The organism is Pseudoalteromonas distincta (assembly GCF_005877035.1).
Taxonomy (GTDB): domain Bacteria; phylum Pseudomonadota; class Gammaproteobacteria; order Enterobacterales; family Alteromonadaceae; genus Pseudoalteromonas; species Pseudoalteromonas distincta.
On sequence record NZ_CP040558.1, the window covers coordinates 2,970,964 to 2,984,322 of the forward strand.

Annotated in this window: 10 protein-coding genes; 7 read left to right on the forward strand and 3 right to left on the reverse strand. The window is 39.7% G+C overall.

Annotated elements, in window-relative coordinates:
- Positions 1-11: 11 nt before the first annotated feature.
- The 3 genes from FFU37_RS13255 (at position 12) to FFU37_RS13265 (ending at position 3,695) form a co-directional block, all read left to right on the forward strand.
- Entirely contained in the window at positions 12-989 is a 978-nt protein-coding gene (locus FFU37_RS13255) for a carbohydrate kinase family protein (RefSeq protein ID WP_138489683.1), read from the forward strand.
- A complete protein-coding gene (locus FFU37_RS13260; RefSeq protein WP_138489684.1) occupies positions 986-2,185 on the forward strand; it encodes an AGE family epimerase/isomerase in 1,200 nt (399 codons plus the stop codon). Before FFU37_RS13255 ends, FFU37_RS13260 begins: the two co-directional genes overlap by 4 nt.
- Positions 2,186-2,417: 232 nt before the next feature.
- Positions 2,418-3,695: a purine-cytosine permease family protein gene (locus FFU37_RS13265; protein ID WP_082007359.1), complete on the forward strand. Its 1,278-nt coding sequence runs from the start codon at positions 2,418-2,420 to the stop codon at positions 3,693-3,695.
- A gap of 12 nt (positions 3,696-3,707) precedes the next feature.
- Here the strand turns inward: FFU37_RS13265 and FFU37_RS13270 are convergent, their stop codons facing one another.
- Positions 3,708-4,238: an Lrp/AsnC family transcriptional regulator gene (locus FFU37_RS13270; protein WP_002957736.1), complete on the reverse strand. Its 531-nt coding sequence runs from the start codon at positions 4,236-4,238 to the stop codon at positions 3,708-3,710.
- 195 nt (positions 4,239-4,433) lie between these two features.
- Between FFU37_RS13270 and FFU37_RS13275 the strand changes: the two genes are divergently transcribed.
- The 3 genes from FFU37_RS13275 to FFU37_RS13285 all read left to right on the forward strand — a co-directional run bounded on the left by FFU37_RS13275 (position 4,434) and on the right by FFU37_RS13285 (position 9,041).
- A complete protein-coding gene (locus FFU37_RS13275; protein ID WP_138489685.1) occupies positions 4,434-6,575 on the forward strand; it encodes a TonB-dependent receptor in 2,142 nt (713 codons plus the stop codon).
- Positions 6,576-6,649: 74 nt separating this feature from the next.
- Positions 6,650-7,756: an S-methyl thiohydantoin desulfurase family protein gene (locus tag FFU37_RS13280; RefSeq protein WP_138489686.1), complete on the forward strand. Its 1,107-nt coding sequence runs from the start codon at positions 6,650-6,652 to the stop codon at positions 7,754-7,756.
- Between the two features lie 181 nt (positions 7,757-7,937).
- Positions 7,938-9,041 carry a GGDEF domain-containing protein gene (locus tag FFU37_RS13285; protein WP_138489687.1) on the forward strand — a complete coding sequence of 368 codons (1,104 nt, stop codon included), beginning with the start codon at positions 7,938-7,940 and terminating at the stop codon, positions 9,039-9,041.
- 2 nt (positions 9,042-9,043) lie between these two features.
- On the opposite strand, the gene FFU37_RS13290 is transcribed toward FFU37_RS13285, so the two are convergent.
- Entirely contained in the window at positions 9,044-10,228 is a 1,185-nt protein-coding gene (locus FFU37_RS13290) for a BaiN/RdsA family NAD(P)/FAD-dependent oxidoreductase (RefSeq protein WP_138489688.1), read from the reverse strand.
- A 328-nt stretch (positions 10,229-10,556) separates the two neighbouring features.
- On the opposite strand from FFU37_RS13290, the gene FFU37_RS13295 reads away from it, so the two are divergent.
- The gene (locus FFU37_RS13295) at positions 10,557-12,683 is read left to right on the forward strand and encodes a S8 family peptidase (RefSeq protein WP_002957741.1); all 2,127 of its coding nucleotides are present in this window, start codon (positions 10,557-10,559) and stop codon (positions 12,681-12,683) included.
- A 105-nt stretch (positions 12,684-12,788) separates the two neighbouring features.
- Here the strand turns inward: FFU37_RS13295 and FFU37_RS13300 are convergent, their stop codons facing one another.
- Positions 12,789-13,262 (reverse strand): peroxiredoxin, encoded by a 474-nt coding sequence (locus FFU37_RS13300; RefSeq protein ID WP_024594812.1) that lies wholly within the window; start codon positions 13,260-13,262, stop codon positions 12,789-12,791.
- Positions 13,263-13,359: the final 97 nt, after the last annotated feature.

Genomic DNA, 13,359 nt, shown 5'->3' on the forward strand with positions numbered 1-13,359 from the left:
AAGGCAAGATCATGAAACACACAATATGCTTTGGTGAAGTACTGGTTGATTTACTTTCAAATAAATTGAGCCAAAACAGCAACGAACACGAAGCGTTTACAAAGTTTGCAGGCGGTGCGCCTGCAAACGTAAGCGTTGCCATTGCAAAGCTAGGCGGTAATGCCTACTTTGCAGGAATGCTAAGCACTGATAGCTTTGGCGACTTTTTACATAATGCATTAAAAGAGCAAGGTGTAAAAACCGACTTTATGCGTTTTACCAACCAAGCAAAAACAGCTCTCGCGTTTGTATCACTCGATAACGATGGCGATCGCACGTTTGAGTTTTACCGTGATAACACCGCCGATTTGCACTTTAGTAACGATGACTTTAGTCGCGAATGGTTTGAGCAATGCGATATTTTTCATATTTGTTCAAACACATTAACCGACAAAAACATCAGAAACACCACCGCTTACGGTGTTAAATTTGCAAAACAAAATAACTCAATTGTGAGCTTTGATATTAACTTGCGCCTCAATTTATGGCCAAGCGATGCCAACCCTCGCGAGCATATTTTACCGTTATTAAAAGACTGCTCAATTATTAAAGCCTCAAAAGAAGAGCTTGAATACTTAGCGGGTGAGCAATCGAGCGATGAGTTTATTGCCCAAACACTTAATAACGGTTGTGAGCTATTTGTAGTTACCGATGCAGGCAACCCTATGCATTGGTATACAAAAAATGCCAAGCAAACGCTTCACCCTCAAAAGGTTACTATGGTTGATGCCACCGCTGCAGGAGATGCGTTTGTAGGTGGATTACTGTATCAACTAGGCTTACAAAACCTGACACCCAGCTCTTTTAGCGAGCTTTGCAACACGCCTGAAATACTAACAACTATTTTTGAATTTGCTTCGTTATGTGGTGCCCATGCCGCATCTTACAAAGGGGCATTTAACTCCCTACCTAACCAAAAGTCTCTACACGATTTTAGGAGCGAATTATGAAAAGCACACCAGATAACTTTAAAAGCCGTGAATTTTTAACGCAGCACATTAACGACACGTTAGCGTTTTATGAGCCAAATATTGACGATGAACACGGTGGTTTTTACCAAAACTTTTCTGATAACGGTGAGGTATTTGATAAACACACGCGCCACTTAGTAAGTTCTACTCGTTTTGTATTTAACTATGCGCGTGCGTACCAAACCTTTAATGACGAAAAGTACCTAAACCGTGTTAAATCGGGGATTGAGTTTATTCGTAAGCATCACCTTGTTGAGCAAACAGGTGGCTACAACTGGTTATTAAAAGTTGAAAACGGCCAAGCTACCGTGCTTGATAACACCAATCATTGCTATGGCTTTGCATTTGTAATTTTAGCGTACAGCTGGGCATATCGCGCAAGTGTTACTGAGGCGCGCGAATACCTAAACGATACATTTCAAACAATGGAAACACATTTTTGGGATGCAAAAGCCGGTTTATATAAAGATCAGCATAACAGCGACTTCACAAAATGTGATTCATACCGCGGCCAAAATGCCAACATGCATACTTGTGAAGCACTTATTGCCGCCTATGAAGCCACAAAAGACGAAATATTTTTAAACCGTGCGCTCACACTTGCCGACAACATGGTTAACCGCCAAGCTAGTTTAATGGGCGGATTAATCTGGGAGCATTACGATATAAATTGGCAGGTCGATTTAGAGTACAACAAAGACGATCCTAAAAATTTATTTCGTCCGTGGGGCTTTCAACCTGGCCATCAAACAGAGTGGTCAAAACTGCTTATGTTTTTAAATAAGCATAAGCCACAAAAATGGCTTATTGAACGCGCTCAAGCCTTATTTGATAACTCAATAAATGTAGCATGGGATAAAAAACACGGCGGTATTTGCTACGGCTTTGCTCCTGATAAAACTATTTGCGATGACGATAAATACTTTTGGGTGCAAGCCGAAACTCTGTGTTGTGCAGCGTATCTTTATCAAGCAACAGGGGATGAAAAATATCAGCAATGGTATGACAAAATTTGGCAGTATTCGTGGCAGCATTTAGTTGATCATAAATACGGAGCCTGGTTTAGAATTTTAACCGCTGACAATAAAAAAATAGACACGATGAAAAGCCCAATAGGTAAAACTGATTACCATACAATGGGTGCCTGCTTTGATGTGCTCGAACTATTAAAGTAACTATGTAGTCATAACTTTTACAGTGTTGTGTAGACCTTTTAACCGCCAGTTTGGCGGTTTTTTTTGCGCTGGATTTAATTCACCTCAAAAAGGGCTATCAACTTAACAAAATAATATTTTTTTACAGCCATTTTTTTAAACCTAATCTTTTGAATACCACACCAATAATAGAAAATTTTGCACGCCAGCAGCGTATAGTAATATTAAAGATATAAAAATAAGAGAACAGGTAATGCCCAACGAGAAAGATCCCCACGCCATATGTACAAGCGAACAAGTTGCTTGGCCACGTATTGCCGCAATTGCTGCAATGCTAAGCTTTTCATTACCCACATTTATAACCGGCTTAGAAATTCATCAAAGTTCAAGTGTGAGTAATACACTTTGGGCGTTAGTCATTGGATCTATCATTTTAACCGTAATTGGCGGTGCCATGGGCACAATAGGTGTAAAAAGCCGCTTAAGCTCTTATCTGTTAGTGAAAATAGCCTTTGGTAATGCAGGTGCTGGCATTGTAAATATAGCTTTTGCTTTGTCATTAATTGGCTGGTTTGGAGTAAATATTGACTTGTTTTCGAATGCAGTAGTACGTCTACTGAGCGCTGAATTTAATATTATTATGCCTGAGTGGCCAATTGATATAGCTGCTGGCTGCGCCATGCTCATAACCACATTATACGGATTTAAAGCTATTAATGTACTGGCCTCTATTATGATCCCCATTTTAGCTGTTGTGACCGCAATGATGCTATTTGGCGCATTAGATAACATGCCATTTATTGATTTTATTAATTTAGAAAAGTCGGCAGACTTATCACTTGAAGATGGTGTAGCCGCTATTGTTGGTGGCGTTATTATTGGCGCAATTATCTTGCCCGATATAACCCGTTTTTCTAAACAAAAACGTGGCGGCATATACACCTCTTTTATTGCTTATATGATTATTGAACTGCTCGTTATTTTTGTAGCTGTATTTGCAGCAGCCGCCATGCAAGAAACCGAAATACTCAGTTTAATGCTTGCGCTCAACCTAGGATTTTCGGCTTTTTTTATTGTGATTGCAGGAAGTTGGATTTTAAATTCACTAAACTTATACAGTACCGCACTCAGTGTAGAAGCAACTTTTCCGCATTGGCATAAAAAGTGGGTTATTGTTTTATTAGGGCTAGTAGGAATTGGCGCGGCATTTATAAATATTTTAGATATGTTTATTAGCTTTTTAGCATTTTTGTCAGATATTTTTGTGCCCGTTGCAGGCGTTATTATTGTTGATGCATTATTTATAAAGCCTGATGCGTACAACGCCAGTACGCTTACCAATAACGCGCGCTTTTCTATACCTGCATTTACAGCTTGGTTTGTAGGTGCGGCATTTGCTGTGTGTAATGGGGCAATATTTAACGTGTCATTGAGTGGCATTACCGTTATTGATGCTATTATTTTAACCGCAATTATTTATACTTTTTTTGTAAAGGTAATTAAACCAAAACCAGTTAATAAGCACTTATAACTAATCAAGGCGCTAATCAGCGCCTTGTTCGTCTTCTTCTATTTTCATTTCGTCTCGCCATCTTAGCTTTTCAAGCGGGTAGCCTAAAAAGAACTTGGCTCGCTCAAGCACGATACGTGTGGTTAATTTTTTAATCGTATAATTACTACTGCCCGTTAACTTATCGCACATTGCGTTAAGCGCCTGAATATCTGCAAAACAACAAAACGAAATATAATCAATATCACCACTTAACTGCATGCAATCCATTATTTCAGGGATATCGTGTATTTCAGCTAAAAACTTACGCCTAGCTGCTAAATTATTGTCCTCAAGAGTAAACTCCATATAAGCAAACACATGTTCACATATTTGTTCAAGATTAATATCGGCATGAAATGTACGAAAATACCCAGCTTCTTTTAATGCTTTAACGCGTTGAAAACAAGCGCTAGGAGAAAGGTTTACTCGCTCTGCTAACTCTACATTAGTGAGATCGGCAGTAAGATGCACTATTGCTAATATTTTTTGGTTATATCTGTCTATTTTTATCGTTTTTTTCATAACTGGTTTCACATTGAAAAATAATTAATTTTGTAAACCTATTGTCAAAATGTACATAAAACTTAGCGCCTGCTAGATATTTTCACAATATGTTTGTGCTTATTTGAGGTTTTACAAAATATTATTTTGTCTGAAAAAGCGACAATGTTTGTACGTTAAAAACATTACCTTAGTCGTGACATTAGGACATATAACATGAGCAGATACAATAGAACAAAATTCCATAAAACGCTTTTAGCATCGGCGGTGAGTTTATCGTGCTTGTCACACGTTAATGCACAAGAACAAAATAATACAGCCAACACTATCGAAAAAATTTCTGTTATCTCTCGAGGACGTGTTGAGTCAATTCAAAACGTGCCAGACTCTGTTACCGCCTTTAGCGCCGATACGATTGAAAAATCTCGTATTACCAGCTTTCGTGATGTTGCTAATTTAACGCCTAATCTATCGCAACTTGATAACTTTAGACCCGGCCTTGCGCGCATAACTATTCGAGGGTTAATTACACCGCAAGTAGGCGATCCGCCACTGGCGTTTGTTGTTGATGGTGTAACCGCCCCCGATTTAGAGTTTATTAACCAAGACTTAGTAGATATTGAGCGCATTGAAGTTATGCGTGGCGCGCAGGGCGCGTTATACGGTAGAGGCGCTATTGGTGGTGCGGTCATTGTTACGACAAAAAAACCTATTGAAGACTTTGAAGGTAAAGTTAAAGGCTCAATTGGTAATGGTAATACATATAACCTAAATGCAGTTGTGTCAGGGTCGTTAAATGATGAAAACACGGCTTATTTTAGAGCCGGTGGTTATATAAAAGATACCGATGGCCTTATTAAAAATACTTACACGGGTGATAAAGCCGATCCATTAAAAGAACAATCTGTATTTTCGCAATTAGAATTTGAATTGACTGAAGACACATCAATAAACCTTAAAGGTAAATACACGTCAAGCGAAGCAGGTTTTGCTTACTATCAAAGCGTAAACGATGACACCATTGAAGACTTCTCTATTAATACCTCACAAAATATTATTAACGAAGATGAGCGTGATGTATATGAGCTAAGCGCTAAGCTGACGCAATATTACGATTTAGGTAAATTTGAATTTGTTACCGCTTACAGCAATTCTGAAAATGAACATTTTTACGATGGCGACTACTCAGCTGATGCAACCTTTATTGACGAAGACGGTTTTTTTAGAGCACCGTTTGGTACTGAGGGATTATACGACATTGAATCGTTAACTGTTGAGTCTCGATTTATATCTCAGTCAGATCAGGAGTTTAGATGGTCTGTGTCGGCATTTTATCAACAGCGCGACCGCGACACTGCGGTACTTTTTTATGATGACTTTACGAATGCACAAATACTCACCCGTAAAGACTTTGCAAACGATGAACCTTACTTATCTATTATCGATAATAACAGCAGTGATGCGTGGGCTCTTGCGGGGCAATTTAACTACGATATTACCTCGCAGTTAGAGCTAACCGGAGCACTACGTTACGATCACGATACTCGCGAGTCGTTTGACCCAACTAATAAAACAGATACTTACGCTAAAAAGTCGTTTAGCCAACTACAGCCAAAAGTAACTTTAGGATACCAAGTTACGGATGACTTTTTACTTTATACGGGTTATTCGCACGGATTTAGAAGTGGCGGCTTTAATGAGCCTGCAGAAGGAATTAGCCGTACCTTTGATCAAGAAGTGTCTGATAGCTACGAAATGGGTTTTAAAACGTCTTTGTTTGATAGCAAATTAACCCTTAATGGAGCTGCGTTTATTATTGACCAAGACGATGCTCAATTTACGCAATTTAATGTAGATACATACACCCTCGAAAATCTATCAATTGATGAAGTGCAAACCAAAGGCCTAGAGCTAGAAGCGGCCTATGCAGCCACCAGCAATTTAAGCATAAACCTAAGCGCCGGTATTATTGATTCAGAAATAAAAAGCTTTGCACTGCGCCCTGAGCTTACTGGCAGACCACAGTTTTGGGTCCCTGAATACAACTACAGCATATCGGCCAATCATAATACGCAATTAAATGGTCAGTGGTCACTGTTTTCCCGCGCGGAGGTATTAATAGAAGGGCCTAAAACCTTCAGCATTGATATTCCAGATGTAGAGTCATCACGCTACACCTACCTCAATGCCGGGATTGGCATTAAATCTGAGCAATGGACAGTGCAAGTTTACGTAGACAACCTCACTGATGAGCGTGCCATTGAAGATATATTTTTATATGGCGATGGGATTACTGAACTTGCGCGCCAACCTAATAAACCACGTAGTTACGGCGTAGAGCTAAGCTTCGACTTTTAATTTCAACTCTCAAATAGCTGCTTTAAACAATCTTAAGGCAGCCTCTTTTTTAGATAACCAATAGCGATACACACATGCAAATTCTTAATCGTGAACAACTAATTGATATTTTATACGGCTGCGCCATTTTAGGTACCGGTGGTGGCGGTGAGCTAAGTGAAGGCATAAATTACATTGACGAAGCCCTTGCACTAGGTAAAACGTTTAAACTTATTAGCGCAGATGAAGTACCCGCAGGCGAACTTGTATGCACACCTTATATTTTAGGGGCAATCTCGCCACTAACAGATACGGAAGAGCGCGCTTACGCTAATCTCCCACGTACAGGTAAGCATTCTATTTTAGCGGCCTACGATCGCGCCCTTGAGTACATGGGTAAAGAATCTATTTACGGAACGATTTGTTGCGAACTAGGTGGCGCTAACACTGCGGTATCGTTTTATTTAGCGGCTATGTTTGACGGCTACATTATTGATGCCGACCCTGCTGGACGAGCAGTTCCTGAAATTACCCACTCAACCTATTATTTAAATAATTTACCCGCAGCACCAATTATTACCGCAAACGAATTTGGCGAATGCTTTATTTGTGAAAACGTTATGGATGACTTACGCGCTGAAACCGTAGTGCGTGCCCTTGCCAAAATAAGCCGTAACGACATCGCGGCCATTGATCATATTCTTCCTATTGAACAGATGAAAGATGCGGTTATTCACGGCACGATAAGTAAAGCATTAAAGCTTGGAAGAGCCATGCGTAAAGCCAACAACTCAAATGAAAACACTATTAATGTAGTTGCCGAGCAAGGTAATGGATTTGTCGCGTTTGAAGGAATTGTTAGTGAGTTTGAATTTAAAACACTTGAAGGCTTTACCATAGGCGAAGTTATGCTTGCTGGTACTGGCGAGTTTGCTGGTAACAGTTATAAAATTACGGTTAAAAACGAAAATATGGCTGCGTTTTTAAATAAAGAAGTACACGTTACCATCCCTGATTTAATTTGTTGCCTAAACACACAAGCAGGTACGCCAATCACCAACCCAAATTATGAAATAGGTATGCCTGTATCCGTTATTATTTTGCCAGCACCTGTTGAGTTTACAACACCAAAAGGACTTTCTATATTTGGCCCTAATTACGCAGGTGTTAAGAGTGATTATCGCCCTGCTATAAATAGTTAACTATTCAGCTCTAGCCTGAATTATTATAAAGCTTAGCGTGGTTAGCGTTTAACCCGTTAAGCTTTTATATAAATAACTCACTTCCAACCTGCAATACTCTTTTAATCAAAGTTAAAAAGCTATAATAAAAATCTTATATAGGTAATAATCTTTAAATTAATGGACTCAAGGATTATTTTGTATGCTAGGTTTTTGGTATAAGGAGTTTCCGCAATACCCTAAAGATCATAAAGACTTTTGGCGTACTCGTTTAATAGCCCACTCTTTACTAATAACTACGAGTTATTTTTTAGTTTTAACACTCCTCAACCTTTTCTACTTTGAAAGCTATGACATTGCTTTAATTGATGCCTTAGGGTTGACTATATCACTAGGTATCTATACTTGGTTTAATAAAACAGCCAACGTAAATGCAGCAGCATGGGCCGTTGCCCTTATGGTTGTTAGCTTAATAATGATGTTTGTGATTTCTGTAGGCGGACATGCGCATTCTTTATTTTGGGCAACGTTGATCCCGCCTTTTAGCTTTTTTTTAGTTGGAAGAAACTGGGGAAGCCTATTTAGTACAGTCGCTTTTGCTATTTGTGCGTATCTTGTGTATTTACAACAACAGCAAACTGTAACAATTGGCTTAGGCTCTTTATTTAATCTTATAGAGGTAAGCCTTGCTCATATTTTAATTTTTAGGTTTTACGAAAAAACACGGTTTTCGGCATACACTCGATTATCTATCCGTAACTTAGAAATTCAACACTTAGCAGAAACCGATAAGTTAACGGGGCTTTATAACAGGCAAAAATTTGATTTTGAATTATCACAGTTAATTGCTAAAAATGACGTTTTTAAAACCCCACATTGCTTACTTATTTGCGATATAGACCACTTCAAAAATATAAACGATACCTACGGGCATTTGGTTGGTGATAACGTGCTAACTGAATTTGCAAAAATATTAAAAAGCCGTATGGGAAATGACGCACTTATTGCGCGATGGGGTGGAGAAGAATTCACTATTATTTTATCCAACACCTCTTTAAATGATAGCGCTAAAAAAGCTGATGACCTGAGAAAGTATATTGCCGAAAACACAGTTACAAATATAGCATTTACTATAAGTATTGGGTTAGCAACGATACAAAAAGACGATACAGTGCTAAAACTATTGGAGCGGGCTGATACAGCGCTATATAAGGCTAAAAATAATGGACGCAATAAAGTATGTGTTAGCGATAACGATTCAACCGTTATCGCTCAATCAACTTACTTAAATGGGTCTATAGCCTAAGCTTAAGCGTACTGCCCACAAGCAAATCCACAGCTCCAAGCATACTGGAAATTGTAGCCCCCAAGCCAGCCCGTTACATCGGTTACTTCACCTATAAAATATAAGCCTTTAGCTTTTTTAGCTTCAAAGGTTTTTGAGCTCAACTCGTCAGTATCTACACCGCCCAATGTTACTTCTGCTGTTCTATAACCTTCTGTGCCATTGGGTTTAATTTGCCACGCATGAATATAATTTACTAACTCATTTATTTGAGCATGGGTAAGCTGATTAATATTACAATCTGGTATCGCTTTGCTTTCGTGCAGTATTTCTATAAAGCGTTTAGGTAAAATAGTCGAAAGGCTGTTTTTTAACGACTTTTGGGCTTGTGTTTCACGCCAATCAGCAAGTTGTTGCCTTAAATCAATTTCAGGTAGCAGGTTTATAGTGACAGCCTGCCCTGCTCGCCAAAATGAGCTTATTTGCAATATTGCTGGGCCCGATAACCCTCGGTGAGTAAAGAGGATGTTTTCTTTAAATACGGTGCCGTCTTCGCTTGAAACTTCACATGGAATGCTAATTCCCGAGAGCCCTTCAAAACGCTCTTTATCATGTTGATGCAAAGTAAACGGCACAAGTGCAGCCATAGTTGGTAACACGCTTAAGCCAAACTGCTCTGCAATTTTATAACCTATTGGTGTAGCCCCTAGTTTTGGCATAGTTAAGCCACCTGATGCTATAACTAACGACTTACACCTTAAGGTTTCTTGCTCTGTGGTAACGCTATAGCCGGTTTCGGTTTTTGATACGCTGATCACTTCACTGCGTAGTTTTATATTTACCCCGGCCCACTCACATTCGGTCAGTAAAATATCAACAATGTCTTGTGCATTGTTATCGCAAAAAAGCTGACCTAGTGTTTTATGGTGATACGCCAAGCCATGTCTGTCTACCAGCTCAATAAAGTCATGCTGTGTATAGCGACTTAAACATGATTTAACAAAATGAGCATTTGCGCATAAGTAGTTATCAGGGGTTGCGTTTTCATTTGTAAAATTGCAACGCCCACCACCACTTATTAAAATTTTACGACCTGGTTTTTTCCCCATATCAAGTACTGTAACGCTTCGGCCACGGTATCCAGCTTGCGCTGCACACATTAATCCTGCTGCTCCCGCACCTATTACAATTACATCTACTTGACTCATTATTTTACCCTACTAAAAAATTTTTCCGATTATAGCAAAATTTGATAGCTAACAACGTAGCATTTAAATTATTAGCAATAACACAACAAAAACGCATCAGTAATAAGTCGGTAATAATTACCCGCACAACAAATCAATCCTTTATACTTATTTTTAATTTATATGACAAATACTAAACAACGAGTAAACCGCTAAAAACCTGAGTTATAACTAAATGAAAGAGGTACATAATAAATTGATATTTTAACCTAGTTAACAGATCGTTTACTTTTGTTCCCGCATCGTGATCTTACATCACGAAATAATAAATAAAAATCTAGGGATAATTATGACAACAAGTAAAACTTTTAAAAGATGCGCAATTGCAATTACAGTTAGTACGCTTTTTGCTGCAACATCTGGCATGGCTCAATCAGTTTCAAGTTCAATGGCTGAAACATCGGCTAAACTACAAAGCCAAGGCGGTTTCGAAACTCAGTTCATTATTAAATATAAAAATAATAACGAAATGGCGAGCCTTTCAACTGCAGACGCAAGCCCAGCTAGCATGAAAAAGCGCGCACAAAGCTTTGTTAAAAACTTCGCTTCTAAAAAAGGCAAAGTAAAAGCAAAATACGTTCGTGCAATGGCACTTAATAATCATCACGTAATGCGTGCTGATAAAAAATTAAGTGCGGCTGAGGCCCAAGAGTTTATGCAAGAAATGGTTGATTCTGGCAATGTGGAATACATTGAAGTGGATCAAATGTTAAAGCCGTTTTCAACTCCTAACGATCCACGTTTTGATGACCAATGGCACTACTACGAGCAAGCCGGTGGTTTAAACTTGCCGACCGCATGGGATACCGCAACGGGTAGCGGTGTAGTTGTAGCTGTACTAGATACGGGCTACCGCCCTCATGCTGATTTAAACGCTAATATTTTACCGGGTTACGATATGATCTCTAACCTTTCGGTAGCTAATGACGGTGGTGGTCGCGATAGCGATGCACGTGATCCTGGTGATGCAGTTGCTGCGAATGAATGTGGCACTAACGGTGCACAAAACTCTAGCTGGCATGGCACGCACGTAGCCGGCACAGTTGCTGCGGTAACCAATAACGGTGAAGGTGTTGCAGGCGTAGCTTATAACGCAAAAGTAGTGCCTGTTCGTGTACTCGGTAAGTGTGGTGGTTTAACCTCAGATATTGCAGATGGTATTATTTGGGCATCTGGTGGAAGTGTTTCAGGTATTCCTGCTAACTCAAACCCTGCTGATGTAATTAATATGAGTTTAGGTGGCAGCGGTTCATGTAGCTCTACAACTCAAAATGCAATTAACACAGCACGTAGTAACGGCACTGTGGTAGTTATTGCTGCAGGTAACGATAACGATAACTCAGCAAACTACAACCCAGGTAACTGTAACGGTGTAGTAAATGTAGCCTCAGTGGGCCGTAATGGCGGCAGAGCTTATTACTCAAACTACGGTAGCAATATTGATGTTGCAGCACCAGGCGGCGCACAAAGCTTTGCAAACGACTCTGAAGGCGTTCTATCAACATACAATTCAGGTTCGTCTACACCTTCAAGCGACAGCTATGGCTTTTCACAAGGTACATCAATGGCTGCGCCTCACGTAGCAGGTGTTGCGGCACTTATTAAGCAAGCAAAACCAGATGCAACGCCTGACGAAATAGAAAGTATTTTAAAATCAACTACCCGTTCGTTCCCTGCAACATGTACTAGCTGTGGTACGGGTATTGTTGATGCTGCCGCAGCTGTTGCAGCAGCAAGTGGCGGCACTACTCCACCTACCGGTGGCGATAGCGAGCTTATTAATGGTGAAGCTAAAACAGGTTTAAGTGGGGCTGCAAATGCACAAGCATTTTACACGATGACAGTACCAAGCGGTGCAACTAACGTAACATTCACTATGAGTGGTGGTACTGGCGATGCTGATTTATACGTACGTGCAGGCAGTAAACCTACAACTACTACCTATGATTGTCGTCCATATAAAGGCGGTAATAGCGAAGAGTGTTCTATTGATAACCCTACTGCGGGAACTTACCACGTAATGCTTAACGGCTACTCTGCGTATTCAGCTGTTAGCTTGGTAGGTAATATTACTGGTGGTTCATCATCGGGTGGCGGTTCAGGTACTCCACAAGCAGGCGGCGGCACGATTAGCGATGTGTCAGCCAATACTGGGCAATGGAAACATTACACGTTAGATGTACCAGCTGGAATGAGTACGTTTACAGTAACAACATCGGGTGGCAGTGGCGATGCTGATTTATTTGTAAAATACGGTAGCCAACCAACAGCAAGCTCATACGATTGCCGCCCTTATAAAAATGGCAATGCAGAAACATGTACATTTACTAATCCACAAGCAGGTACTTGGCACTTAAGCGTTAACGCTTATAGCACTTTCTCTGGTTTAACGCTTAGCGGGCAATACCAACCGTAATTTAAAGTTTGGGCCTTTAATAAAAAAACCGATGTTGTTGCCAACATCGGTTTTTCAATAATAACTAGCAGATTAGTTAAAGCTAAAATCTACACTTTATTACTGTTATAGCTTCTCTAGTACTGATTCTGCGCGGCTTACAACAAACTCTTTGTCTTGTTCTACAAATAAACCTGTGACTAGCGCATTTTCAATAATCATAGCGTAACGTGTTGAACGTATACCACCAAAACTAGCAGTATCTTTATCAAGCCCTAACGATTTAGTGAAACTTCCATCGCCATCCCCAAGCATTGTAATTTCTTGCGCGTTTTGTGAGTCACCCCATGCTTTCATAACAAATGCATCATTAACAGATACACAGTAAATAGCATCAACACCTTTTGCTTTAATTTTATCAGCAAGGGTAATAAATTCAGGTAAATGAGCATTTGAACACGTTGGTGTAAACGCACCAGGTACTGCAAATAACACGACTTTTTTACCTTCAAACAATTCTTTATTTGTAAGAGATTGCATACCGTCGTCAGTTAATTGCGTTAACGTCACTGCTGGTAATTCTTGGCCTTGCTCAATCATGGTAATTCCTTGAAAAGATTAATACAGAATAAGTAACAATCGTACTACGTAGCCTACTACTAGGTATAAAAAGTACGGCTAACTTAGTAGCTCAAAA